This window comes from Luteococcus sediminum, from assembly GCF_054783495.1.
In genome coordinates, this window is record NZ_BAAGQL010000045.1 from 1 (window position 1) to 25,774 (window position 25,774).

Genomic DNA, 25,774 nt, shown 5'->3' on the forward strand with positions numbered 1-25,774 from the left:
CCCGTATCCTGCTCCGCAGCGCCCACCGGGCGCGGCAACACCGCTTGACCAGCCAAGGCACCACGGCCAAGTGCGAATAGCCGCATACTGGCGGACATGGAAATGGATTTCAATTCCGCCATCTCATCGTGCCAAGAACTCTGGGGAGAACACGCTTTTCAGCGCTGGGACCCAGCCCAAAGGTCTTGGAGAAACCAGACTTTGGGAGCGCTTTACGAAGCCCAGATGATAGCCGTCGACAGCATCAATAGGGAAAAGTGGGCGACCGTCGATCTCATGGAACGAACCCAACAAGCCTTCCACGATGCCAAGTTCGACAATAGCGTCCGGCAAGGCACTAACAACCCCGTGAAGGTGCGTCTCCGCGTGGAGACCATGCAGGCTATTCTTCGAGGAGAATAATGTCCTCCATCGAGGATCTTATCGATCGCACCGATGTCTGCATAGTTTCCCTTGAAGAGATCGCATCGGGTCGATTGAATCGCTCTCTTTTGGATACGCTCCAGCGGGGCGTCGCAGTTTCATGCTTCCAGTCACTCGAACGCTTTATCGAAGACCGAGGCAGGGAATGGTCCGATGAATTGGATCAACAGCGGGTTTCAGCCAAGCACTTTCCCGACGACGCGATTCCTTTTCTCAAGCGCGCCGTGTCTTGCCTACCCTATGCCATGAGTCATGACTCCCTAGGGTCTCGTCAGATAATTCGAGAGGTCAGCGCTTCGCTGGCCACTTTCGACACAACCGTGGTCAAGTCGCACCAGTTAGCCTTCGCAAAGAGGAGCTCCAACTACTCTGAAACAGATATTGCGAGTATTCTTGCAATGCTGGGTTCAAAGGATCCCTGGGGTGAAATGACCCAATTTTGGCGCGCTCAGGATCAGATGCGCAACGGCAGCATCAAGGCACTCTTCACCGCAGCCGCGGATGCTCGACACGAGGCCGCACATGAGTCCATGCTAGGCACTCCCCTTGCAGTGCTAAATGCAATGCCAGCTCAAATTTTGCAAGTTGCCTTGAGCTTCGATGTCGTTGGAAGCCAGTACCTAAGACAGTTCCCCCAGCGAGTGACTCAGGGAACACGCAAGATTAAGTTCACGCTCCCATGCGTGCGCACACTGACTTTCGAGGGGACGACCTGGGCTGAGTATCGCCCCGGAAATTCGCGGCAGCGAGCGGTGAAGAGATCGAGCGATTATACTGCAGGCTGGGAATTAGCTCGCCAACGCGCTGCAAAGAACCGCGAAGTCCTAGTCGCGATTGATTCACAGACAGGGAACATCAGGAACTGGCTAACGACCTAGCGCCATTCTAGAGCGAACCCTCCGTCAGCGGTATTCGCTCACTCAGGTCGCAAGGCGCCCCCACCGCGATGGTGGGGGCGCCTTCTCGTGCGGTTCTCGAGCTTGTCGAGGGGCCTCGACAGGCTCGGCCGTCGGGTCCGGGTTGGGCGGTCAGGCCTTCTCGACGGCCTTCTTCCTGGTCCACACGTACAGCGCGGCGACCAGCGCGGCGAAGACCGCGATGCCAGCCAGCTGGGCCGGGTTGGCCCACGCCTTGCTCGTGATGACGGCCATCGGCTCCTCGGAACCGGTGGCGGCGACGATGCCGGCGTAGATGACGCCGAACAGGCTCTCGCCGACGATCAGGCCGGTGGCCAGTAGGGTGCCCATCCGCCTGGAGCGTTCCGGGTTGGCGGTGCGGTTGGCCCACTTGTCGTAGAACAGGCCCAGCAGGGCGCCGATCGGGATCATCAGGGTGAGGCTGATCGGCAGGTACATGCCCATGCCGACGGCCAGCGGAGGCAGCGCCAGGCGGCCCTTGCTGGTCAGGCCGAGCACCTCGTTGATGGCGATGACGACGCAGCCGATCAGGGCGCCCAGACCGAGCAGCTTCCAGTCCAGGCCGCCACCGAGCACGCCCTTGGCCAGGGTGGAGATCAGCGAGGCCTGCGGGGCGGCCAGCGCTCCGGGGCCGGCGCCGGGGGCGCCGGCGAAGCCGAAGGAGGTGTTCATGACGCCCAGCACCGGCGGGATGATCGCCGAGCCGAAGGCCACGCCGATCACCAGCGCGACCTGCTGCTTCCACGGGGTGGCGCCGACCAGCTGGCCGGTCTTGAGGTCCTGCAGGTTGTCATTGCTGATCGTGGCGACGCCGAAGACGACGGCGGTGGTGAACAGGGTGTAGGCCACCAGCGCCTCGGTCATCTCGCCGGTGCCAGCGCCGTGCACGCCCTTGATGAGCAGTGCGGCGGCGATGGCGACGATGATGCCGACGCCGGAGATGGGCGAGTTGGAGGCGCCGATGAGGCCGGCCATGTAGCCGCAGACCGAGGCGACGAACAGTCCGACCAGCAGCACGAAGAGCACCGAGGTGATCACCAGGCCGGTGGAGTTGCCCTCCAGTGGGGTGCCCTGGGTGAACAGCCACAGCAGCGCGCCGATGGGCAGCATCGAGGCCAGGGTGGTGCCGATGACCACCTTCATGGACAGGTCGCGCTCCTCGATGGCGAGGTCGGCGCTGGCCTGGCGGTGCGCGGCCAGGGACTGGCTGATGCCCTTGATGATGGGGCCGATGATCTTGACCAGGGTCCACACGGCGGCAACCGCCATGGTGCCGGCGCCGATCAGGCGCACGTCGCTGGAGAAGACGGCCTTCACGCCGTCGGCCAGCGGCAGGGCCGGGTCGAGCTGGCCTCGGGTCATCATCGGCAGGATGACGCCATAGCTGATCAGCAGGCCGACGACCATGGCGATGCCGACGGTCATGCCCACGAGGTGACCGACGCCGATCAGCGCCAGCGACAGGCTGGAGCCGACCATGGTTCCGCCGGTGCCCACGCGGAAGACGTGCTGGACACCCTCGGCGACGAGCTTCATCTTGGCGATGATGGTGAAGGCGGCGGCGGCCAGGCCGGAGACAATGATCACCTTGAGGCCCTGAGCATTCTCCTGGCCGCCCTCGGCGGAGTCACCGACGCGCAGCACCTCGGCGGCGGCGACGCCCTCCGGGTAGGGCAGGTCGGAGCCGGTCACCAGGGCGCGGCGCAGCGGGATGGAGTACATGACGCCCAGCACACCGCCGAAGAAGCAGACGGCGGCGGTGGTCCAGTAGGGGAAACCCTGCCAGTAGCCGAGCATCACCAGGCCGGGCAGGACAAAGATGATCGCGCTCAGCGTGCCGGCGGCGGACGCGATGGTCTGGACGATGTTGTTCTCGACGATGGTGTGGTCGTGGAACATCCGCAGGATCGCCATCGAGATGACGGCGGCCGGGATCGAGGTGGCGAAGGTGAGTCCCACCTTGAGCCCGAGGTAGACATTCGCCGCGGTGAACACGAGCGTGATGATGCCGCCGATGATGACACCGCGCAGGGTCAGCTCCTTGATGCTGGCCCTGTCTGGCTGTCCTACCGGCGCTGTGGTGGATGTGGACACGAAGATCTCCTGTTGCAGGCGCACTTGAGGTACGCGACCGCAAGATCTTACGTCGCCGAGTGGTGAGCAGTGCACACAGGTGACACCCAGCTGCGGGTTTCCACCCGGTAGGTGCCACTGACTAGGGTTGACCGGTGACTTTCCAGGACCCGAACTGGTGGCGCCATGCCGTCACCTACCAGATCTATCCACGCAGTTTCGCCGACGCCGACGGCGACGGCACCGGTGATGTACGGGGCATGATCGAGCGCCTGCCCCACCTCAAGGAACTGGGGGTCGACGCCGTCTGGGTCTCACCCTGGTACCCCTCGCCGCTGTGGGACGGCGGCTACGACGTCAGCGACTACCGCGACATCCACCCCGACTTCGGCACCCTCTCCGAGGCCGACGAGTTCGTCCAGACCGCCCACGCCCTGGGACTGCGGGTGCTGATCGACCTGGTGCCGAACCATTGCTCCATCGACCACCCGCTCTTCCAGAAGGCCCTGACCACCCAGCCCGGATCCCCCGAGCGCGACCTGTTCGTCTTCCGCGACGGCAAGGGCCCCGACGGCGACGAGCCCCCCACCAACTGGGGCGCGCTGTTCGGCGGGTCCATGTGGGAGCGCACCACCAACCCTGACGGAACCCTTGGCCAGTACTACCTGCACATGTTCGCCCCGGAGCAGCCCGACTGGAACTGGGAGAACGAACAGGTGCGCGCCGAGATCGACTCGGTGCTGCGCTTCTGGTTCGACCGTGGCGTCGACGGCTTCCGCATCGACGTCGCCGACAGCCTCGTCAAGGACCTCAGCTGGCCCGACGTCCCGATGGACCCGAAGACCGGCTTCGGCGAGGTGACCAAGACCGTCGGCGCCCCGATGTGGGACCAGCCCGGCCTGGCCGAGATCCAGCGCCGCTGGCGCGCCATCGCCGAGAGCTATGCCGGCACCGAGCTGGGCGAGCGCATCTTCGTCAGCGAGGCCTACCTGCCGCTGGACCGCCTGGTGGACTATGTGCGGCCCGACCGGCTGCACACCACCTTCTGCTTCGACTTCCTCACCTCCGAGTGGAGTGCCACCAGCCTGCGCACGGCGATCAATTCCGGCATCGACGGCCACGCGGCGGTCGGTGCCCCCACCATCTGGGTGCTGGAGAACCACGACGTGATGCGGGTTGCCAGCCGCTATGGCAAGGCCAAGTCGGGCCGCCGCTACAGCACGCTGGCCCACGAGGACGATCCGCACTGGCAGGAGGGCTTCGCCGACCAGCTCACCGACGTGGAGCTCGGCCGGCGCCGTGCCCGGGCCGCCGTGATGCTGATGCTCGCCCTGCCCGGCGGGGCCTACCTGTACCAGGGACAGGAGCTGGGCCTGACCGAGGTGGAGGACCTGCCCGAGGAGGTCCTGCAGGACCCCACCTGGGTGCGCTCCAACCACACGGTGCGTGGCCGCGACGGCTGCCGGGTGCCGATCCCGTGGACCGGCGACGAGCCGCCCTTCGGCTGGGCCTCCGAGCAGCCCGACGGCGAGCCCTGGCTCCCCCAGCCGGCCAGCTGGGCTCCGTGGACCGTCGAGAAGCAGCAGGACGATCCGGCCTCGATGCTGGAACTGGTGCGCGAACTGCTGCGGCTGCGGCACGAGCACCAGGCCCTGGGCGACGGCCTGATGGCCTGGGACGAGGCGCCCGAACAGGTGCTCAGCTTCACCCGGGAGCCGGGCCTGCGGTGCGTGGTGAACTTCGGCGACGAGCCGGTGGCCCTCTACGGGCAGGTGCTGGTCTCCAGTGTCAAGCTCGTCGACGGCCAGCTGCCCGCCGATGCCGCGGCCTGGCTGCAGGTCTGAGCCTCGCCAACGCAGTGAGGGCCTGCCACCCCGTGGTCGGGATGGCAGGCCCTCACTGCATGACGGACCGGTGCCAGCCGACCAGCAGGCGTCCCAGCGCCTCGCGGGAGGACTCGGGCAGCTCCCGCTTGGTGCCCTGCGCGTCGGTGCACACCTGGACGGTGCGCACCCGGCACAGGACGCTGCCGCCCAGCGGGTCGACGATCTCGGCCGCGAGCCGGATCGAGGTGCGTCCCAGGCCGGTGACGGCGGTGTGCACCGCGAAGGGCTCGGGGCGGTGGTCGATCTGGGCCAGGTGGTCGATGTCCTGCCGGGCCACCACCCACCGGGTCTGGCCGCCGTCGCGCGCCATGGCGGGGTCCACCGAGGTGGTGGCGTCGATCCTGGCCTCCTGAACGTAGTCGAAGTAGCGCACGTTGTTGACGTGGCCGTAACGGTCCAGGTCGCCCCAGCGCACCTGCACGAGATGCACGTGGCCACGGCCCTCCAGCGCCGGTGCCGTCAACGGCGGCATCGGTTCACGCTCCTCGGCCTCTCCGGCGAACCAGGCCCGCTCGTCGGCGGTGAGCCGGCGCGGGCGCTGGCTGGCGAAGTCGAAGGGGCACATGCGGCTGGTGGCGCTCACGCACACCTGGCCTTCCTGCACCAGCTCATAGGCCAGGTCGAAGCGCGAGGCGCCCACGTGGGTGATGCCGATGCGCACCTGCAGAGGCTCACGGCTGAAGGCGATGGCGCGACGGTAGTCCACCTGGTGGCCCACCACCACCACTCCCCCGCCGATCAGGTGCTCGACCGGGGTGTCGACCATCAGCCCGGCGCGGGCCTCCTGCATGTACTCCACCGCCATGGAGTTGTTGACGTGGCCCTGCAGGTCGAGGTCCACCCAGCGCAGGGGCACCTCGACCACCGCGGTCGGGAATCCCACCGGCTCAGTCCTCCGCGTCGTAGAGCGAGTCGACCACGTGGGCGTACTTCTTGGCGATGACCCCGCGGCGCACCTTCATGCTGGGGGTGACGCCGCCGTCGGCGACGCTGAACTCGTGGTCCAGGATGGCGAAACGCTTGACGGTCTCCCATCGCTCCAGGCGGGTGTTGGCCTTGGCCATGAAGCGGTCCATCGAGGCCTTGATCTCGGGCAGCTGCGTGAGTTCCTCGTAGCTGGCATTGGGATGGCCGTGGTTGCGGCCCCACTTCAGCAGGGCCTCGCGCTCCATGGTCACCAGGGCGACGATGTACTTGCGGCCTTCGCCCAGCGCCACCGCCTGGCTGACATAGGGGATGTTGGCGGTGATGGCATTCTCGACCTTCTGCGGGGCGACGTACTTGCCGCCGGAGGTCTTCATCAGGTCGCGCTTGCGGTCGGTGACGGTCAGGTAGCCGTCGCCGTCCAGTTCGCCCAGGTCGCCGGTGTGGAACCAGCCGTCCTCGTCGAAGACCTGCGCGGTCTTCTCGGGCGCGCCATGGTAGCCGCGGAAGATGGTGGGGCCCTTGAGCAGCACCTCGCCGTCGTCGTCGATCTTCACCTCCAGGCCCGGCAGCACCGGGCCGACGCTGCCGAAGCGCGGCTGGCCGTGGGGGGTGAGGAAGGCGATGGCGGTGGTCTCGGTGGAGCCGTAGCCCTCGATGACGGTGATCCCGGCCGAGTAGAACCACTCCTGCACCTGGCTGGACAGCTTGGCCGATCCCGAGATGAGGAAGCGGATGTTGCCGCCCATGGTCTTCTTCAGCTTGCTGAACACGAGCCGGTCGGCCAGGGCATAGCGGGCGGCGAGCCTCTTGGGCAGCGGCCTGCCGGCCAGCCGGTAGGGGCGTGAGGCGCGTCCGACGGCAAAGGCCCACTGCGCCACCTTCGACTTCACGCCCGAGGTCGGATTGGCGGTGATCACGGCGGCGCGCACCTTCTCGAAGATGCGCGGGGCGCCGCACATGATGGTCGGTCGGGTCTCTCCCAGACCCGCGACGATCCGGTCGACGCGGCCGTCGACGGCGGTGGAAAAGCCGAGCGCCAGCTGGACTGCCACCAGGCAGTTGCCGAAGACGTGGGACAGCGGCAGCCACAGGTAGTGGCGGTCGGTCGCGTCGATCATGCCCATGTGCGCGACACCATTGGCGACGAAGGCGAAGGCCCGCTGGTCGAGCTCCACTCCCTTGGGACGGCCGGTGGTTCCCGAGGTGTAGATCAGGGTTGCCAGATGGTGCGGCTCGATCCCGGTCACCACCTCCCGCAGCCGCTCGGGCTGCTCGGCCAGCAGCGTGCGGCCCCGCTCCTGCAGCTGCTGCCAGGTGAGCACGCGCTGGTCGACGCGTTCGGCGGCGGTGCGGTCGTCGTCCATGATGACGATGTGGCGCACCTGGTCGTAGAGCTCGTCGTCGTGCAGCTGGACCTTGGCCACCTGTGCCTGGTTCTCGGCCACCAGGACGGCCGAAGCCGAGTCCTGCATGATGTACAGCACGTCGTGGTCGGTGGTGTTGGGGTAGATGGCGGTCACGGCACCAGCCGCGGTCTGCGTGGCCAGGCTGGCCAGGATCCACTCGTAGCGGGTCTGGCTGCTGATCGCGACCCGGTCCTCGGGGGCCAGGCCGAGCGAGAGCAGCCCTGCCGCCAGCTCGTCGACCTGCTCACCGAAGGCGGCCCAGCTGACCTCTTCCCACTGGTTGGGCCCCTCGGGCGCGCGGTCGGGGACCAGGAAGGCCAGGCCGTCCGGCGTCGCCTCCACCCGGTCCACCAGCATCTGCGCGATGCTCGGGGCACACGCCTGACCTATCTCTTCCTGGAGCGTCATCGACGCCTCACCAGCCTTTCGTGTCGAGCACAAATCCTACTGGTGGCTGCCCGGGGGCTACCCATCCAGCGTCCGGGCCGGGCTCCTGTTCATTATGATCAACCCATGGACACGAGTGAGACCCGCTGGTTGGACGCAGAGCAGCAACGGATCTGGCGCACCTATCTGTTGGCCGTTGCCCGGGTCGACAACTACCTCGACCAGGACCTGCGCCGGCACGGCCTCGACCTGGCCGAGTACGAGATCCTGGTGGTGCTCAGCGAGGCCGAGGGCCAGCGGATGCGGATGAGCGAGCTGGCCGACATGGTGCACCAGTCCCGCTCGCGCCTCACCCATGCCGTCAGCCGGATGGAGAAGTCGGGCTGGGTGGAGCGCACGTCGGCCCCCGAGGACCGGCGCGGTGTGGTCGCGGTGCTCACCCCGGCGGGCCATGAGCTTCTGGTCGGCGCCGCCCCCTCGCACGTCGCGGCGGTGCGCCGCATCCTCGTCGATGCCTGCGCTCCCGAGGACTTCGCGGCGCTGGGACGGGTGATGACGGCCGTGATGGCGGTGCAAGACTGAGCGTGTGACCACGCTCGACGACTTCCTAACCCAGCCGGGAACCGCCGCCTGCACCGATGCGGGCACTCTGACCCGGGCCCTCTACTCCTCCGACGGCTCCATCTACCGGGTGGTGCCGCAGGCCGTCGCTCGGCCGCGGACCGTCGACGAGCTGGTGACGGTGACCCGCGCCGCCCTCGAGGTGGGGCTGCCGATCGTCGCGCGGGGCGCCGGTACCTCCTGCGCCGGCAATGCGGTCGGCGAGGGCCTGGTCATCGACGTCTCCCGCCACCTCAATGCCATCGGCACCATCGATCCCGAGGCCCGTACCGCGGTGGTGCAGCCGGGTGTGGTGCAGCAGTCGCTGCAGGTGGCGGCACGCCCGCACGGGCTGCGATTCGGCCCCGACCCATCGACCGCCACTCGGTGCACGATCGGCGGCATGATCGGCAACAATGCCTGCGGCCCGCGCGCCCTGGGCTATGGCCGAAGCGCCGACAATGTGGTGGCCCTCGACGTGCTCACCGGCACCGGCGAGCTGCTGCACCTCGAGAAGGGCGCCGACGAACTCGGCCCCCTGCCGGGCCTGCGGGAGCTGGTGGCCGCGAACCTGGGCACCATCCGCACCGAGTTCGGGCACTTCAGCCGGCAGGTCTCCGGCTACTCGTTGGAACACCTGCTGCCGGAGAAGGGCTTCGACGTCGCCAAGTTCTTCAGCGGCACCGAGGGGACGCTGGGCGTCATCACGTCGGCGACGGTGCGACTGGTGGCCGACGCCCCGGTGAGCATGATGGTGGCGCTGGGTTATCCGTCGATGCCGGAGGCCGCCGACGAGATGCCCACCATCCTCAAGCACTCCCCTGTGGCCTGCGAGGGCATGGACCGTCGTATCTACGAGGTGGTGGAGCGCCAGCACGGCAGCTCCGCCCTGCCCGAGCTGCCCCGCGGTGACGGCTGGGTCTTCGTCGAGCTGGTCGGCGAGGACCGCGCCGAGGTGCGCGCCCGCTGCGAGGCGCTGGTGGATGACTGCGATGCGCTTGAGGGCTGGGTGGTCGACGATCCGGCCCTGGCGGCGCAGCTGTGGAAGATCCGCGCCGACGGCGCCGGCCTGGCCGGGGTGAGCCTGGAGAACCCGGCCTATGCCGGCTGGGAGGATGCCGCCGTACCGCCCGAGCGGCTGGGCGACTACCTGCGCGACTTCGACGCGCTGTTGACCGAGCACGGCCTGCAGGGACTGCCCTATGGCCACTTCGGTGACGGCTGCGTCCACTGCCGCATCGACTTCCCGCTGGACCGGCCCGGGGGGCCCGCCGCCTACCGCCGTTTCGTCGAGGAGGCGGCCAGACTGGCCGCCAGCCACGGCGGCTCGATGAGCGGCGAGCACGGCGACGGACGCGCCCGCTCGGCGCTGCTGCCGGCCATGTACTCCCCCGAGGCGATCGGCCTGTTCGGTCAGGTCAAGCAGCTCTTCGACCCGAAGAACTTGCTCAACCCGGGCGTGCTGGTCGACCCGGTTCCCGTCGAGGACAGCATCCGGGTGGCGGCCACGGTCACCTCCCCGCTGCGCACCGAGGACCCGGACTTCGTCACCGCCGTGCACCAGTGCACCGGCGTCGGCAAGTGCCTGGCCGACTCCACGGCCGGAGGTGGCGTGATGTGCCCGAGCTTCCAGGCCACCCGCGACGAGAAGGACTCCACCCGTGGCCGCGCCCGCGTGCTGCAGGAGATGGTCAACGGTTCGCTGGTCAGCCAGGGCTGGCGCTCGCCCGAGGTGCACGAGGCGCTGGATCTCTGCCTGAGCTGCAAGGGCTGCTCGTCGGACTGCCCGACGGGGATCGACATGCCCTCCTACAAGTCGCGGGTGCTGTACGAGAGCTACAAGGGACGGCTTCGTCCGATGAGCCACTACGCGCTGGGCTGGCTGCCGCGCTGGGGCCGGTTGGTGACCAAGGTTCCCGGGGTGGGCGCCGTCGCCAATCTGGGCACCCAGCTGCCGGGGCTGAAGCACCTGGTGCGGCTGGCTGCTGGTGTGGACCAGCGACGCCCGATGCCCGAGTTCCGGGTGGACGGGAGCGCCCGGGCGCAGTTCAAGGACCGTGCGGCGACGATCCCGGAGGCGACCGGACCGACTGCGGGAACTCCCGCCGAGGCGCAGCACGCCGACGAGACCGCGCCCACGCCCTATGAGCACCCCGAGCAGCAGGAGCCGGAGACCAGGCCGGGCCTTCGCAGTGGCGTCGCCCCTGGCAAGCAGTGCGTCATCTGGGTGGACTCCTTCACCGACGCCTTCGTCGGCAACCAGCTCGCCGGACTGGTGCAGACCTTGGTTCAGGCCGGCTTCGAGCCGCGGGTGCTGCAGGAGATGGCCTGTTGTGGGCTCACCTGGATCACCACCGGTCAGCTGGACGGGGCCCGTCGCCAGCTGCGCGGCGCCCTCGACGTGCTGCACCCGATCGTCGCCGCGGGCATCCCGGTGGTGGGCCTGGAACCCAGCTGCCTGGCGGTCTGGCGCAGCGACGCCAAGGAATTGCTGCACGGCGACGAGCGGGTGCAGCCGGTGGCAGACGGCATCCACACGCTGGCGGAGCTGCTGTCCACCGTCGAGGACCTGGAGCTCCCGGACCTTTCGGGGCACACCGTCATCGCGCAGCCGCACTGCCACCATGCGTCGGTGCTGGGCTGGGCCGCCGATGCCGCCATCCTGGAGCGGACCGGCGCCGAGGTCATCACGCTGGGCGGCTGCTGTGGTCTGGCCGGCAACTTCGGCGTCGAGAAGGGTCACTACGAGGTGAGCGTGAAGGTGGCCGAGCACGACCTGCTGCCCGCCCTGCACAAGCACCCCGATGCGATCGTGCTGGCCGACGGCTTCAGCTGCCGCAAGCAGGTCAAGGACCTTGAGGCGCGCGATGCCATGACGCTGGGCGAGCTCATCGCGGCCCACCGCTGACATGCTCTGGTTCCGGCGCAGGCTGCGGTGGGAGGAGACGGCGACCCGGCAGGTCCCGTCGGTCCATCCAGGCTCCGCCGGTCACGGCGTGGTGGCCAACAGGCGGGTGGAGGTGGACGGTGTGGAGGTGCTCGGGCTCAACGGGCGGGGCATCGCCATCAATCCGGACACCCAGCTGCCCTACGTGGCCGTGGTGGCCTCGATGATGGCGGTGGAGCTCTCCCGTCCGCTGTTGCCCTTTCTGGTGGGCAATGACCTGTTCGAGGCGGTCGGCGAGCTGACCCCCGCCCCCCCTTGGTCCAGGTGGACCTCCCGGCCGACGAGGACCCCTATGACGGTCGCACCTGGCGGGTGCACTGCGTCGACGAGTCGATGGCCACCGCGCTGCTGGACCCCGGGGCCTGGGAGTGGCTCGAGCAGCAGGGGCGTCGCAGCGCGCTGACGCTGGGGATCGACGGGCGGCATGTGGTGGCATCCCAGCCCATGTCCCGTGCCGATCGCGTGGCTCGACGGCTGGTGGGCTTCCACCAGCTCGTTGAACGGCGCCTGGCCAGCGGCGAGCTGGATGCGTGGGCCGTCGACCCGCCCTACCCTGAGGTCACGACCCACGCCATCGGCGAATTCGACCCCCAGTACGTGCTCGACGGCGGCTGGAGGTTCACACCGGTGGATCGGGAAGTGCTCTTCTTCCTGTGGAAGATCCGGCCGGCAAGCCAGTATTGGGGCATGTTCCGTGGCGAGGTCGACGGCACGCGCTTCGTGGGAGTCGACGAAGCGGGCTTGGCCTGTGTGGTGATGCTCCCCCTGCAGCGGCCTGTCCCCGACCGCGTGCACTTTGCCCGTCGCCCGCTGGTGAAGCGCGGCACCGTCACCACCGAATGGCTCGACTTCGCCGACGACTTCGCCGTGCGCTCCTCCGACGAGCGCGTTGGCCATGAGGTGACCAGCCCGCGGTTGATGGAATACCTCTACGACCAGCGGGTGCACCGGCTCGACGTGAAGGGGTACTGGATCTTCGTGCGCCTGCGCCGCCCCACGGCCGCGAAGGTGCGCCAGGCTGTGCGGGTGATGGCCGGTGCCAAAGAGCTCCTCCCCCGCCACGGCGTGGGCTGACGGCGTCCGCTTGGGCCGGTCACCGATCCGACCTACCGTGGACCTGCGGACCCCTTCTGTGCATACAGGGGAACGGGTCCAGCTTCTCCTCCGGGCCCGTGCACCTGCAGCCCGTTCTTGTCAGCCTGGGATTCAGAGCCGCCATGGGCCGCCCAGCACGTCATTGCCACGCAGCATCGGGTACCAGTGGCGGGCGAAGCTCTTCCACGGATGCGCCAGCACCTGCTGATAGGCGGAATAGGCCACCATGTCGGCCTCTGGAGCCACTGGCTGCGGTCGGAGTGCTGGAACATCGGGTCTTCCAGGACCCGTCGCCGGCCGGGTCACAGCGCCCGGTGCGCGGTGACATGGCCGGTGTCGGTACCGCCGCCGTCCATCACCACCAGTGCATGCGCGTCGCGATGGTCGAGTCAACGCCCCAGTACCTGCGCCCAGTCGTCATCGACCACCCCCGCCCAGCTGAAGCAGATGATCCCGGAGCGCTGCGCGCCGGAGCCGTCCACGTGGACCAGCCTCATTGCGTCCTCTCGTCCCTGACCCACATTCCACCGGATGGCTCTGACACAGCGCTTCCAGGGACGCGCAAGGGTCGCCACAGTCGTGCGTGGGCTGGTCGCAGCCCCGACGGGAACAAAGCAGGTTCCTGGCTGGTTGCAGCGGCCATGGAGATCGACATCTGGTCCGACATTGCCTGCCCGTGGTGCTACATCGGACTGACGCGCTTCCGGCGCGTGCTCGACGGCTTCGAGCACCGGGAGCAGGTCAGGGTCCGACTGCACAGCTTCCAGGTCGACCCGGCCCTTCCCGAGTCCTTCGACGGCACCGAGGCCCAGTACCTCGCCCGGTCCAAGGGCATGCCCGAGGAACAGGTGCGCCAGATCTTCCAGCAGGTCGCTGCGGCCGGCGAGTCCGAGGGCCTGACCTTCGACTTCGAGTCGCTTGCCGTGGCGAACAGTCGCCGCGCCCACCGCCTGCTGCATGCCGCCCGCGTGGAGGACCAGGACGGTGACACGGCCCAGCGTCTCGAGATGGCCCTGTTCCGGGCCCACTTCACCGACGGGGAGTCGATCGGGGACGCCGAGGTGCTCGTCCGGTTGGCCACCGAGACAGGGCTCGACGAGCAGGCCGCACGTCTGGCAGTCGGCGACGGCCCGGTGGCCGAGAAGCTCGACCAGGCCGTCCAGAACGACATCAACCTTGCCGGCCACCTCGGCATCCAGGGCGTGCCCTTCTTCGTGCTGGCCAACAAGTACGGCATCTCCGGCGCCCAGCCGGCCGAGGCCTTCGCGCAGGCACTCAGCCAGGCCTGGACAGAGCTGCACCCGCAGGTCCAGTCGCTGCCGGTGCCGGGCCTCGACGGGACTGGAACGTCCGGGCCGGCCTGTGGCCCCAACGGCTGCGACTGAACGATTTCCCACCATCTGGCAGGCTGGTGGACATGATCACCATCACCGTGAAGTGGGACGTCAAGCCCGAGTACGCCGACGACTTCATGTCGCTCGCCCGTGAGTTCACCGAGGCCTGCCGCAATGAGCCCGGCTGCCTGTGGTTCGACTGGTCGCGCAGCGTCGACAACCCGTGCGAGTACATCCTGATCGAGGCCTACAGGGATGGCGAGGCCGGCGCCGCGCACGTGAACAGCGAGCACTTCAAGAAGGCCATGGAGGAGCAGGGCCAGTACGCCGCCACTCGCCCCAAGGTCATCTCCTACGAGATTCCCCAGGACGACTGGAGCGAGCTGGGCGAGATCGAGATGCCCGACGGCAAGTGAACTCAGGCGGTCGCGTCGTAGTGGTGGAAGACCGGCACCAGCCGGATGAGGGCGGCCACCATTGCGGTGATGGCCAGGCCACCCACCAGCGGCGGCGCCCACACGGCACCCAGCGCCACCAGCCCGACGAAGAGGTCCCCCAGGCGCGGACCACCGGTGACCACCATGATGTAGATCCCCTGCATCCGGCCGCGAATGTTGTCCGGCACGGCCTGCTGCAGGATGGTGTTGCGGAAGATCGCGGACACGTTGTCGCTGGCGCCCATGCCGAAGAGCATCAGCATCGACGCGGCCAGGGCGGAGTGGTTGAGCCGATCGGGACTGCCCACGCCGCCCGGCCAGTGCCCGGTGTGCACCAGGAGGGCGACGATCCCCAGTCCGGCGGTGAACACGCCGTAGGCGATCACCGACAGGTTCACCGCCCGTCCGTGCCGCTTCCAGCCGACGATGCGACCGCTGAACAGGCTACACAGCACGGCACCGATGGCCGACGACGCTGCCAGCAGCCCGGCGCTCACGGCTCCCCCACCAATCACCACCGTGCCAAGAGCCGGGAAGAGGGAGCGCGGATTGCCCAGCGTCATGGCCACGATGTCGACGATGAAGCTCATCGCCACCACGGGCGTTGAGCGGATGTAGCGGAAGGACTCCCGGATCGCAGCCCAGGTCTTGTGTTCGGCTCCCGGCTCGGGCGGCATCGTCGGCAGGGCCGCCAGGCCGAGGAAGGCGCCACAGAAGAGCAGCAGGTCCAGCCCGTAGGTGATGGCGAAGCCGTGGCGGGCCACCAGGAGTCCGGCCAGTGCCGGGCCGAGGGTGACCACCAGCCCCATGCTCATCCCGTTGAGGGCGCCGGCGGCGGGCAGCAGTTCGGGCTCGAGCAGGTTGGGGATGATGGCCTGCCGCGACGCGGAGACCAGGGTGGCGCCCATGGCGTTGAGGGCGGACAGGATGTAGAGGCTCCAGATGGTCTCGCGTTCGAGCACGGCCAGCAGCAGGATTGCGGCGGTCGCCAGCCAGGCCAGGACGGCCGAGGCGAGGGCCACCAGCCGACGGTCGAAGCGGTCCACGATGGTTCCGCCGTAGAGTCCAGCGAACAGCGTGGGCACCAACGCCGCGACACCCACCATGGAGACCGCGAAGGTCGAGTGGGTCAACTCGTAGACGTGCAGGCCGACGGCCACCGCGGTCAGCGCATTGCCGACGCCGGCCACCAGCGCACCCAGCCACATCCAGGTGAAGTGCCGCGACGCAGTGAAGGGCCGGGTGTCGAGCAGGAAGCCGCGTCTGTCACTCACGCGGATGATGGTGCCACACTGGCCCCATGACTGGCCGACTGCTCTACGACCCGGACTGTGGCTTCTGCACGCGATGCGCCGCTTGGCTCGAGGGGCGGGGCCTTCACGCCAGCGTCGAGCCCATGACACCGGAGTTGCTGCAGGCATCGGGAATCGATGAGGAACGGGCCCTCCGGGAGATCCCCTTCGTGGCCGACGACGGCACCGTCACCCACGGTGCCGCGGCCATCGGGCGTGCCCTGGCCACCGGTCCGCAGCCGCTGCGCACCGTCGGGCTGCTGCTCTGTCACACCCCGGTGCGCTGGCTTGCCAATCCCGTCTACCGCTAGGTGGCCACGCACCGCCACGAGTTGCCGGGCGGCACAGCGGCCTGTCGGATGCCCGGGCCCAGGCCATGATCCACGGCGTACTCCCATGAAGGACATGGACCCCAACTGGATGTTGGCGTGCGGAGAGGCCGTCGGGAAATCCTTGTGGGACACGATTCGGATGTGGACGATTCGCCTCGGCGTGATCTTCGTACCGATCTACGCGGTGTGCTTCGGGGCGCGCAGTCCGGAACCGGTCGGTGACCGCTCGACGGTGTTGGCACGGCAGTGCTGTTCCTAGGTGCTTCATGGTGGGCTTTGGCAACCTTCTACCTCTTGCTGCCGCTGGCGCTCCGGGGCACCGTGGATCTGGGCCAGGGTCCGTGGCCGCCCTGACGGCGCGAGGACGGCGTGAGGGCGGCGTGAGTTGCTCCTCGACCGGGATGCGGTCGTCCGTCGATGGCTGGTCCCCAATCCCAAGGGTCCGATGGAGGTCTGGTGGCTGGTGCGTTCGGGACATTCCTGGTTGCTCTTCCCCGACCAGCAGAGCCATTCCGTGGCGTGGTGGTCAGGGCCTGATGCGGCGGTGCTGGACAGTCCGATGTCGACAGCATTCCTGCGCGAGCTGGGCGCCTTCCTTCTCGCCCTGCTGTGCTGTGTGAGGGGTCTTCTTGCCGCCCTGGTGCCGCAGTGGAGCCAGGCCGGGGCGCCACTACTGGGTGGCTGCCGCCGCACCAGCCTCGCGACGATCACGGAGCTGGCCCAACTGGCCGCGTGATCCCCCCGACAGGCTCGGGGAACGAAAGGGCGACGGGCTCGGAAATGACACGACGGCCGGGCTTGTCGAGCCCAAAGGGATCTCGACAAGCCCGGCCGTCGTGCGTGCGAGAGGCTCAGCCAGCCGTGTGATCAGTCGCGCGTGAGGCGACGGTGCTTGCTGGCGTGCGGACGCGCAGCCTCGGCGCCCAGACGCTCGATCTTGTTGGCCTCGTAGTCGGCGAAGTTGCCCTCGAACCAGAACCACTTGCTCTCGTCCTCGTCGTCACCCTCCCAGGCCAGGATGTGGGTGGCGATGCGGTCGAGGAACCAGCGGTCGTGGGAGATCACGACGGCGCAGCCGGGGAACTCGAGCAGGGCGTCCTCGAGGCTCGAGAGGGTCTCGACGTCGAGGTCATTGGTGGGCTCGTCGAGCAGCAGCACATTGCCGCCCTGCTTCAGCGTCAGCGCCAGGTTCAGGCGGTTGCGCTCACCGCCGGAGAGAACGCCGGCCAGCTTCTGCTGGTCGGGGCCCTTGAAGCCGAAGCTGGCGACGTAGGCGCGCGAGTTCATCTCGAAGTTGCCGACCTTGAGGAAGTCGAGCCCGTCCGAGACCACCTCCCACACGTTCTTGCTGCCGTCGATGCCGGAACGGTTCTGGTCGACGTAGCTGAACTTCACCGTCTCGCCAACCTTCACCGAGCCGTCGTCGGGCTGCTCGAAGCCGACGATGGTCTTGAACAGCGTGGTCTTGCCGACGCCGTTGGGGCCGATGATGCCGACGATGCCGTTGCGGGGCAGGCTGAAGGACAGGTTGTTGATCAGGACGCGGTCGCCGAAGCCCTTCTTGAGCTTGTCCACCTCGATGACCGTGTTGCCCAGGCGGGGACCGGCCGGGATGTTGATCTCGGAGGTGTCGATCTTGCGGTTGCGCTCCGCCTCGGCAGCCATCTCCTCATAGCGGGCCAGTCGCGCCTTGCTCTTGGCCTGGCGGGCCTTGGGGCTGGAGCGGACCCACTCCAGCTCCTTCTCGAGGATCTTGGCGCGCTTGGCGTCCTTCTGTCCCTCGACGGTCAGGCGCTTGCGCTTGGTCTCCAGGTAGGTGGAGTAGTTGCCCTCGTAGGGGTGCAGGCGTCCGCGGTCGATCTCGCAGATCCACTCGGCCACGTTGTCCAGGAAGTAGCGGTCGTGGGTGACGGCCAGGACGGCGCCGGGGTAGGTCTTGAGGTGACCCTCGAGCCAGTTCACGCTCTCCGCGTCGAGGTGGTTGGTGGGCTCGTCGAGCAGCAGCAGGTCGGGGGCCTCCAGCAGCAGCTTGCACAGCGCGACCCGACGACGCTCACCACCGGACAGGACGTTGACCGGGGTATCGCCGGGCGGGCACTGCAGAGCCTCCATGGCCTGGGCCAGCTGGGCGTCGATGTCCCACGCGCTGGCATTGTCCAGGTCGGTCTGCAGCTCGCCCATCTCGGCCATCAGGGCGTCGAAGTCGGCGTCAGGCTCGGCCATCTCCATGCCGATCTGGTTGAAGCGGTCGAGCTTGCCCTTGATCTCGCCGACGGCCTCCTCAACGTTCTCCAGGACCGTCTTGTCCTCGGTCAGCGGCGGCTCCTGCAGCAGGATGCCCACCGAGGCGCCCTTCATGAGCTGGGCCTCGCCATTGTTGGGCTGGTCCATGCCTGCCATCAGCTTCAGCATGGTCGACTTGCCGGCGCCGTTGGGGCCGACGACGCCGATCTTGGCGCCGGGGAAGAAGGAGAGGGTGACGTTGTCGAGGATCAGCTTGTCGCCGATCTTCTTGCGCACGTTGTGCATGGTGTAGATGAACTCAGCCATGGGTGGCAGACGTCCTTCGCTCGAGGTCTGGTGTATCCGGCTCGGAAGGGAGCCAGAAGTCAACGTCCAGTATGCCAGCTCGGGGCGCTGCCCCCTGGACCCGTCGTCAGCCCTCCACCTCCTCCTGGGACTCCTGCGGGACCTCCAGCACCTCACCCGTGTCCAGGTCGACCCGTTCCCCGTCCGGGGTGGTCTCGGTCCGCGGCATGGCCGCGATGCGCTCCACCGTGCTGCGGCACCGCGACAGGTCCGGCCCGAGGCTGCTGGCCTCCACCACGAGCCGCTCCTGGCGCTGGCCTTCCTTGTCCACCCAGGCCGACGTGCGAAGGCGACCGACGACCACCACCGGGTCGCCCTTGTGCAGCGATGCCTGGACGTGTTCGGCCATCCGGCCCCAGCAGTTGACTCCAATCCAGTTCGTTTCCAAGTCGCTCCACTCCCCCTGCCGCAGGCGGCGGGGCGTGCAGGCGAGGCGGAAGCGGCTCAAGGCCCATCCCTCGCCCCTCATAATCTCCACCTCGGTGCCGACATTGCCGGTCATGCTGATCTGTGCGTCCTGCATGGTCGCCCTCCTTCGTCGTCGACGACCCCGCTGGTCATCACCAGGAGTGTGGGGATTGGCTACGTGTCAGGATCACCGTCAGCCGGGGCTGTGGACGAATCCTCGGCGCCCGGCAGCTGTGGACAACCCACCCGATGCAGGTGGTCTTGAAGATGTCAGGGGTACAGAGGTCTGACAGTGACGGCGGCGAGCTGGGCGCTCCCCCAGCTGCCCACCGGTGCCGCGGGTCGACTGACCGCAGGGCGCGCCCAACGGACCGTTCAGGCGACCTTCGCCATGTAACGCTGCCGCGCAGCCTCGCCGGACGTTCCAACAAAGGTTCCGATCGCATTCCAGGACATGCCTGCCTGGCGCGCGGTGCGAACCGCTTCGAGCACGTGCCGCTCAGCGGCAGACTGCTCGGCCACGGCTGCACAGAGGGCCCTGACGGCCGTGATGTCGAGCTCGTCGGCCTCGCTGGGTTCGTAGTTCTCGAAGCGCGCGGCCAACTCGTCCGCATGGGCCAGGATCTCGTCGACAGTACGGGGCATCGTCATCACCTCAGGAACTTCTCGCGGGCCCGCATCGCGTGGACGATCACGATGGCCGTGGAGCCCTGGATGTAGCCGACCTCAAGGATGATCGCCGCCTGGTTGGCACCCACGATCATCGTGAACCCGTCGCCGAGGTCCCACGCACGGATCGGGTTGCGGTATGCGTGCAGGATCTCTTCTTCACCGAGACCGTGCTTGAGTGCCGAGGCGGCGATGATCGGCTCGTCCATGACAACAAGTTACCTTGCGAATATCGCATGGACAAGGCCTTGGACTGGTGTGCGATTGCCCCCGGCAACATCCGACCTTGCCGGACGCACGCCGTTGAACCTGGGCTGAATTGATCAGACTTCCGGCGTGAGCAGTGATGTCTCCCTTCGTCGACGACCCTGCTGGTCGTCACCAGCAGTGTGCGGATGCCCCGAGCGTCGGCCTCACCCGCATCACCAAGCAGCCAGTACGCCGGGTACGCACGGGGATTGAAGTGACAGTCGCCACCCTCGGATGGCTTCTGGGCGGAACCCTGGGCTTTGGAATGGGGGGGTGGTCGCGCTGTCCATGGGGCCACTGCTCGGCATCTTCCTGCCCCGCACCATCAATCGCGTCGCACCGCCTGTGGCCGCCGCCCCTGGCCCGGGTGAGGCAAGTCCCGGCCAGCCAGCGACAGGGAGCCAACCGTCTGCGTGACGCCTTCACCGTCGTCTTGTGGGCATTTGTGGTGGGTGGACCAACAACAAATGCCCACAAGACGGGCGACCTGGGGCCACGGTCACCGGGCAGTTGCCATCCCAACAGGGCCCTTGCAGCGACAGCGCCGCCCACTAGCTTTGGTCCATGCCCTTGCGCGTCACCCGCATCCGCCGCTATCCCGTCAAGTCGATGGGCGGCGAGGAACTCCGCTTCGTCCAGCTCGACCACCGTGGTGTGGCGGGCGACCGTTGGTTCGCGGTCGTCGACGACCAGGGGCACCTGGTCTCGGGCAAGGACTCGCGCCGCTTCCGTCGCCATGACGAGGTTTTCGACTTCTCGGCCCGCACCGAAGGCTTCACCGTCCCCGTGGACGGTGACGGACAGAGCTGGATGGCCGGAGACCCCGAGCTGGATACCCACCTCTCGGCGCGCATGGGCACGCCCGTCTCCCTCCACCCCGAGGGCCTCGCGCCACACCACGACGGCAGCCCCGTCTCCCTGGTCGGAAGTGCGACCCTCGACTGGTGTGCCCGCGAGTGGGGAATCGACGCCGATCCCCGCCGCCTCCGCGTCAACGTGGTGCTGCAGACCAGCACGCCCTTCGTGGAGGAGACCTGGGTGGGGCGCGACCTGGCCTTCGACATCGCGCGCCTCCACGTCACCGAACGCATCCCTCGCTGCCGGATGATCGACGTGCCGCAGGACGGTGCCCCAGCCGGGGAGGACTGGCTGGAACGCCTCGGACAGGAGCGCGACATGAACCTGGGCGTCTACGCCCGGGTCGTCACCCCGGCGGCAATCACCGTGGGCGAGCGCGCCAAGCTGGTGCGCTGACCTCCTGTGACGCACGCACCGCGACATCAAGCTCGTCGCCGGGATGGTGGATGGAGTGACTAGGCTCGTCGGGTGACGCAGACCACCGAACCCACCCAGCCCACACCGCACGGCATCGCGGCCTGCCCCGTCTGCCACCATCGGCTGGCGGTCGAGGCCCGGGAGCTGGTCTGCGAACGGGGTCACCGCTTCGACCGCGCCAAGCAGGGTTTCACCAACCTGCTGCGCCCCGGCAAGGCGCGCAAGGAGGTGATCGGCGACGACAAGGAGATGGTGGCCGACCGTCGCCGCTTCCTCGACCGCGGGCACTACCGGGTCCTGGCCGACGGCGTGCGGCAGCTGGTCACCGACCTGCACGCCGACGAGCCCGTCGCGTCACTGCTCGACGTCGGCTGCGGCGAGGGGACCTTCACCGCGGCCATGGCCGATGCGCTGGAGACCGGTGAGGCACCCACGATGGCCTTCGACATCTCCCGTCCCGCGATGCAGCTGGCCGCCCGACGCGCCCCGTCGGTGCTGCCGGCCGTCGCCTCGGTGATCGACATGCCGGTGCTCGACGGCAGCGTCGACCTGCTGGCCAGCATCATGGCGCCGCTGCACGAGGCCGAGTTCGCCCGCGTCACCCGGCCCGGGTCACGGATCCTGGTGGTTTCCCCCGGCGACTCACACCTGGCCGAGCTGCGCCAGGTGCTGTACCCGCACTACCGCCCCCACGACGAGCTGGTGCGGCTCACCGAGGAGCTGGAGGTGGTGGAGCGGCGCCGGTTCACCGACACCGTCCACCTGGCCAGCGCCCAAGAGTTGCACGAGGTCTGGGGCATGACGCCCTACCGGTGGAACACCCCGCGCGAGGGCCAGGAGCGTCTCGCCGGCCTCAACGAACTCGAGGTCAGCGTGCACTTCCTGGCCACCGTCTTCCGGGTGCCCGGGCAGTGAGCCCGACCCGGGGAAAGACTGCTCACAGAGCTCGTGCCACTTGGTCCCTCGCCTGCTCGTAACGGCGCAGCTCGCTGTTGACCGGGTCGATGATCCGCTGGCGGGAGACCTCGCCGATCGCCTTCTCCAGCACGCGGGTGGCGCGCTCGGCCTTGCGCTTGGCGGCGAACTCCACCAGCACCCGGCTGATGGCGGCCAGCAGCAGGCCTGCCGCGACGCCGCCGATCACCATCAGCGTGGGCGTGGCGAAACCGCGATAGGTCGGGCCGAGCGAGAGCGGCGGGAAGCCGAAGTACATCAGCGCCATCCGCAGCGCCAGCCAGCCGGCGCCGATCACCACGGCGGTGATCAGGATCCACTGCAGCACCTGGAAGATCTTCCACCAGCCCCTGCCGCGGTCCATCGCCAGGTCGGTGGTGGCCACGGCCTGGTCGAGCTCGTCGGCCAGCTTGTCCTCGTCACGGCGCGAGGCACGGCGCACTGCGTCCTGCCAGCCGCGCGGCAACCCGGCGGAGGCCTCGTCGGCCAGCGAGCGCACCGCCGAGTCGACGCGGGCCTGCTGGACGCCGTTGAAGCCGCGCTGCCCGCTGTTGATACCGGTGCGCTGCACGCGCACGGGCTCCAGCGAGTCGGACTTGCCGGCCTTGCCGGTGCGACTGCTGATGGCATCCAGGTGCAGGCGCTTGAGCGGGTCGGGACGAAGGTGCTTCACCCAGCTGATCGCCGGCCAGCCGGTGGCCAGGGTGCCACGGTGGCGGGTGGCCTTCAGCACCGCCTCGCTCACCACACCCACACCCGCGGCCTCGCCCAGGGCCTTGTTCAGCGGGGACTCGCGGGACTTGCCGATCTCGGTCGGCTCGGCATGACCTATTTCTGCCTGCAGCTCGCGGGCCACACGGATGACGTCGGCCTCCAACCGCTTGGCGGCCATCTGCTTGTCCTGGACGGCCTTCTTGAGCTGGGCGCGCAGCTCGTCGACGCCCATCCCCGTGGTGGCGCTGATCGCGGCGATGCGCGCCTTGCCCAGGCCCTCGGAGTCCAGCAGATTGCGCAGGTCGCGCATGGTCGGTTCGAGCTGGCCGGCCGGCAGGCGGTCGGCCTGGTTGAGCACGACGAGCATCACGTCGGCGTGGTCGGCCATCGGCTTGAGGTAGCGGTCGTGCAGGGCGGCGTCGGCATACTTCTGCGGGTCGACCACCCAGATGAACATGTCGACCAGCTGCACCAGGCGGTCCACCTCGTCGCGGTGGGCGCGCTCGGTGGAGTCGTGGTCGGGCAGGTCGAGCAGGACCAGCCCGTCGAGGGCCGGGTCTCCCCCGCTGACGACGTGCCGGGTGGGCACCTGCAGCCAGTCGAGCAGGTCATTGGGCACCTCGCGGCCCCAGCAGGCGGCCATCGCCTTGCTGGTGGTGGGCCGGGTGACGCCGGGGACGGCCAGCTGGGTGCCCGACAGGGCGTTGAAGGTGGACGACTTGCCCGAGCCGGTGGCGCCAGCCAGCGCGACGACGGTGAGGTCACCGCTGAAGGCCATCCGCTGGTCGGTGTGACCGACGATGCTGCGGGCCCGTTCCAGCAGCCCGGGCTCGATGCGGCCGTCGCACAGCTCGACGGTCTCGGACAGGGCCACCACCCGAGTGGCGACGGTGGAGCGGTCGGGATTGCGGCGTGCCATCAGCGCAGGTCCTGTCGGTCGGTGACGATCTCGGCCTCGACGACCTCGGCATCATCGAGACCAGTGACGGTGTTGATCTGGATCGGGTTGCGGTCGGCGCGCGGCGCCTCCAGCTCGGGTCGCTCCTGGTGGCCGACCTCACGCTCGGCGTCGTCGGAGCGGTCGACGGTCTGGTCGCTGCCGGCCGCGGCAATCTCCTGCGGCTGCAGGGCTGCGTCGACGGCCATCACGTCCTCGTCCTGATGGCGGGCGAAGGTGACCGCCTCGACGGCCTCGCGGATGCGCACGGCCTGGTCACGGTCGGAGGCCATGCCGCGCAGCGCGTCGTCGAAACGCTGCATCTCCTGGGCCATCACGCCTTCGATGCGGGCATCCAGGTGCTGCTTGGCCTGCTCGGCGAGGCGGCGCACCGCATCGTCACCGAAGACGGCCTCCAGCAGCTTCTGCGACAGCACGGCCGATCCGCCGGCGATGCCGACCTCGGCGCCGGACAGGCCGGCGGTGTGGGCGAAGACGTAGACCATCAGCGCCACCGAGACGCCGTTGACACCCAGCGCCAGGTAACGGGCCTGGGTGCGCTTGCCCATGCCCACCTCCTGTACCAGCTCCATCACGTCGCCCTGCCATTCGCGGATGGCGCGCGAGACCTCGGCCTGGAAGCCGGGCGAGGTGCGCGCGAGGTCCACGCCGGTGTTGGCGCGCAGCACGTCGCGACCGAAGGGGGTGGCGCGCCAGGCAGCCTCGGCGCGTTCGGCGGCGGCCTCGCCCTGCTCCAGCACCAGGGCCTCCAGGCCGGACTCGACGGCCACCTTCACGTTGTCCGCCTCCGGGGGCGTGCCCTTGAAGGCGCTGACGGCCCGGTCGCGCAGCCACGAGATGCGGTGCTCGACGGTCTTCATGAACTCGCCGGTGCCGACGAACTCCTGCCAGCGGGCCATCACCTCGCCGCGCAGCAGGGTGCCGTCGGCCGACTGCACGCTCACAGCACGCACGGCCTCGGCATAACTCGCGGCGGCGTCACTGCGCAGGCTCTCCAGCGCGTCGGCCTGGGCATCGATGGCATCGGCGACGGCCGGGGCCCGGGTGAGCAGCGAGCCGATGGCGCCGTCCAGGGTCTGCATGACCACGCGCTGGCGGCTGGCCTGGTCGGCGGCCAGCGTGGCCAGCCAGGTGCGGATCGGGGAGACGGCGGCGTCGGGCAGCAGGCCCTCGCTGGTCGTCTCGGTCTCGGGGACGGCGAACAGCGGCGAGTCGGCCAGCCCACGCTCGGTCATCAGCCGGCCCAGGTGCGGCGGCACCTGGTTCATGGCGGCTGGCGGGATGCGGTCCAGCACGACAGCCACGGCGGCGCTGCGGTCGACGGCCTGCTTCAGGAAGTCCCACGGGACGGCGTCGGCATAGCGGGCGGCGGAGGTCACGAAGACCCACAGGTCGGCGGCCTGCAGCAGCTGGGCGGCCAGCTGGCGGTTCTGCTCGACGACGGAGTCGACGTCGGGGGCGTCCAGGATGGCCAGGCCGCGGGGAATGGTGGGCTCGTCGACCACCTGCAGGCTGTTGGAGTCCTGGGAGCTGGCACGCGAACGCACCAGGCCGGGCAGGATCCGCTCGTCGGCGAACCAGCGCACGTCGTCGGGGTGGCAGATCAGCACTGGGGACTTGGTGGTGGGGCGGATCACGCCGGGGGTGGTGACGACTCGTCCGACCAGCGAGTTGACCAGCGTCGACTTGCCTGCGCCGGTGGAGCCGCCGACCACGGCCAGCAGCGGGGCCTCGATGGTGGCCAGGCGGGGCAGCACGTAGTCGTCGAGCTGGGTCGACATCTCCCGGGCGGCCCGGGCCTGCTCGATGGCCTGGGGAAGAGCGAGGGGAAGCCTGACGGGCGCGAGGGACTCGCGCAGCTCGGTCAGGGACTGGGCCAGGAGTTGACTGCTCACCGGTTTC

The 25,774-nt window shown here is 68.6% G+C and carries 22 protein-coding genes; 12 read left to right on the forward strand and 10 right to left on the reverse strand.

Annotated elements, in window-relative coordinates:
* The first annotated feature begins 96 nt into the window (after positions 1–96).
* Entirely contained in the window at positions 97–402 is a 306-nt protein-coding gene (locus ACYVKA_RS14105) for a hypothetical protein (protein ID WP_460706355.1), read from the forward strand.
* Positions 402–1,301 carry a hypothetical protein gene (locus ACYVKA_RS14110; RefSeq protein WP_460706357.1) on the forward strand — a complete coding sequence of 300 codons (900 nt, stop codon included), beginning with the start codon at positions 402–404 and terminating at the stop codon, positions 1,299–1,301. The genes ACYVKA_RS14105 and ACYVKA_RS14110 overlap by 1 nt, the downstream gene beginning before the upstream one ends.
* A 150-nt stretch (positions 1,302–1,451) precedes the next feature.
* Here ACYVKA_RS14110 and ACYVKA_RS14115 read toward each other — a convergent pair whose 3' ends face one another.
* Positions 1,452–3,434, reverse strand: a complete 1,983-nt coding sequence (locus tag ACYVKA_RS14115; RefSeq protein ID WP_460706359.1) for an OPT family oligopeptide transporter — start codon at positions 3,432–3,434, stop codon at positions 1,452–1,454.
* A gap of 134 nt (positions 3,435–3,568) precedes the next feature.
* Here ACYVKA_RS14115 and ACYVKA_RS14120 point away from each other — a divergent pair, with 134 nt between their 5' ends.
* Complete coding sequence (locus ACYVKA_RS14120) at positions 3,569–5,257, forward strand: glycoside hydrolase family 13 protein (RefSeq protein WP_460706361.1); 1,689 nt, start codon at positions 3,569–3,571, stop codon at positions 5,255–5,257.
* A 52-nt stretch (positions 5,258–5,309) separates the two neighbouring features.
* Here the strand turns inward: ACYVKA_RS14120 and ACYVKA_RS14125 are convergent, their stop codons facing one another.
* Both ACYVKA_RS14125 and ACYVKA_RS14130 read right to left on the reverse strand, forming a co-directional pair.
* Positions 5,310–6,182: an acyl-CoA thioesterase gene (locus tag ACYVKA_RS14125; RefSeq protein ID WP_460706363.1), complete on the reverse strand. Its 873-nt coding sequence runs from the start codon at positions 6,180–6,182 to the stop codon at positions 5,310–5,312.
* Positions 6,183–6,186: 4 nt separating this feature from the next.
* Complete coding sequence (locus ACYVKA_RS14130) at positions 6,187–8,040, reverse strand: AMP-dependent synthetase/ligase (protein ID WP_460706365.1); 1,854 nt, start codon at positions 8,038–8,040, stop codon at positions 6,187–6,189.
* Between the two features lie 105 nt (positions 8,041–8,145).
* On the opposite strand from ACYVKA_RS14130, the gene ACYVKA_RS14135 reads away from it, so the two are divergent.
* From ACYVKA_RS14135 to ACYVKA_RS14155, 5 genes are all read left to right on the forward strand, one after another.
* Positions 8,146–8,601 carry a MarR family winged helix-turn-helix transcriptional regulator gene (locus ACYVKA_RS14135; RefSeq protein ID WP_394275149.1) on the forward strand — a complete coding sequence of 152 codons (456 nt, stop codon included), beginning with the start codon at positions 8,146–8,148 and terminating at the stop codon, positions 8,599–8,601.
* Between the two features lie 4 nt (positions 8,602–8,605).
* Positions 8,606–11,527 carry an FAD-binding and (Fe-S)-binding domain-containing protein gene (locus ACYVKA_RS14140; protein ID WP_460706367.1) on the forward strand — a complete coding sequence of 974 codons (2,922 nt, stop codon included), beginning with the start codon at positions 8,606–8,608 and terminating at the stop codon, positions 11,525–11,527.
* Between the two features lie 303 nt (positions 11,528–11,830).
* The gene (locus ACYVKA_RS14145; protein ID WP_460706370.1) at positions 11,831–12,640 is read left to right on the forward strand and encodes a hypothetical protein; all 810 of its coding nucleotides are present in this window, start codon (positions 11,831–11,833) and stop codon (positions 12,638–12,640) included.
* Between the two features lie 662 nt (positions 12,641–13,302).
* Positions 13,303–14,046, forward strand: a complete 744-nt coding sequence (locus ACYVKA_RS14150) for a DsbA family oxidoreductase (RefSeq protein WP_460706372.1) — start codon at positions 13,303–13,305, stop codon at positions 14,044–14,046.
* 32 nt (positions 14,047–14,078) lie between these two features.
* Positions 14,079–14,411 (forward strand): putative quinol monooxygenase, encoded by a 333-nt coding sequence (locus ACYVKA_RS14155; protein ID WP_460706374.1) that lies wholly within the window; start codon positions 14,079–14,081, stop codon positions 14,409–14,411.
* 2 nt (positions 14,412–14,413) lie between these two features.
* Here ACYVKA_RS14155 and ACYVKA_RS14160 read toward each other — a convergent pair whose 3' ends face one another.
* A complete protein-coding gene (locus ACYVKA_RS14160; RefSeq protein WP_460706376.1) occupies positions 14,414–15,706 on the reverse strand; it encodes an MFS transporter in 1,293 nt (430 codons plus the stop codon).
* A 26-nt stretch (positions 15,707–15,732) separates the two neighbouring features.
* Here ACYVKA_RS14160 and ACYVKA_RS14165 point away from each other — a divergent pair, with 26 nt between their 5' ends.
* Together ACYVKA_RS14165 and ACYVKA_RS14170 are read left to right on the forward strand one after the other, a co-directional pair.
* Entirely contained in the window at positions 15,733–16,035 is a 303-nt protein-coding gene (locus ACYVKA_RS14165; protein WP_460706378.1) for a thiol-disulfide oxidoreductase DCC family protein, read from the forward strand.
* Positions 16,036–16,501: 466 nt separating this feature from the next.
* Complete coding sequence (locus tag ACYVKA_RS14170) at positions 16,502–16,792, forward strand: hypothetical protein (RefSeq protein WP_460706380.1); 291 nt, start codon at positions 16,502–16,504, stop codon at positions 16,790–16,792.
* 131 nt (positions 16,793–16,923) lie between these two features.
* Here ACYVKA_RS14170 and ettA read toward each other — a convergent pair whose 3' ends face one another.
* From ettA to ACYVKA_RS14190, 4 genes are all read right to left on the reverse strand, one after another.
* Positions 16,924–18,606, reverse strand: a complete 1,683-nt coding sequence (gene ettA / locus ACYVKA_RS14175) for an energy-dependent translational throttle protein EttA (protein ID WP_394276359.1) — start codon at positions 18,604–18,606, stop codon at positions 16,924–16,926.
* A 106-nt stretch (positions 18,607–18,712) separates the two neighbouring features.
* Positions 18,713–19,168, reverse strand: a complete 456-nt coding sequence (locus tag ACYVKA_RS14180) for a single-stranded DNA-binding protein (protein ID WP_460706382.1) — start codon at positions 19,166–19,168, stop codon at positions 18,713–18,715.
* Positions 19,169–19,428: 260 nt separating this feature from the next.
* Positions 19,429–19,698 carry a hypothetical protein gene (locus ACYVKA_RS14185; protein ID WP_460706384.1) on the reverse strand — a complete coding sequence of 90 codons (270 nt, stop codon included), beginning with the start codon at positions 19,696–19,698 and terminating at the stop codon, positions 19,429–19,431.
* Between the two features lie 5 nt (positions 19,699–19,703).
* Positions 19,704–19,931: a hypothetical protein gene (locus tag ACYVKA_RS14190; protein WP_460706386.1), complete on the reverse strand. Its 228-nt coding sequence runs from the start codon at positions 19,929–19,931 to the stop codon at positions 19,704–19,706.
* A 604-nt stretch (positions 19,932–20,535) separates the two neighbouring features.
* Between ACYVKA_RS14190 and ACYVKA_RS14195 the strand changes: the two genes are divergently transcribed.
* Entirely contained in the window at positions 20,536–21,225 is a 690-nt protein-coding gene (locus ACYVKA_RS14195; protein WP_460706388.1) for an MOSC domain-containing protein, read from the forward strand.
* 72 nt (positions 21,226–21,297) lie between these two features.
* Entirely contained in the window at positions 21,298–22,161 is an 864-nt protein-coding gene (locus ACYVKA_RS14200) for a putative RNA methyltransferase (protein WP_460706390.1), read from the forward strand.
* 22 nt (positions 22,162–22,183) lie between these two features.
* Here ACYVKA_RS14200 and ACYVKA_RS14205 read toward each other — a convergent pair whose 3' ends face one another.
* Together ACYVKA_RS14205 and ACYVKA_RS14210 are read right to left on the reverse strand one after the other, a co-directional pair.
* Positions 22,184–23,833, reverse strand: coding sequence for a YfjP family GTPase (locus ACYVKA_RS14205; protein WP_460706392.1), 1,650 nt, complete (start codon positions 23,831–23,833; stop codon positions 22,184–22,186).
* On the reverse strand, positions 23,833–25,767 hold the full coding sequence (locus ACYVKA_RS14210; protein ID WP_460706394.1) for a GTPase family protein: 1,935 nt from the start codon (positions 25,765–25,767) through the stop codon (positions 23,833–23,835). Before ACYVKA_RS14210 ends, ACYVKA_RS14205 begins: the two co-directional genes overlap by 1 nt.
* Positions 25,768–25,774 lie beyond the last annotated feature (7 nt).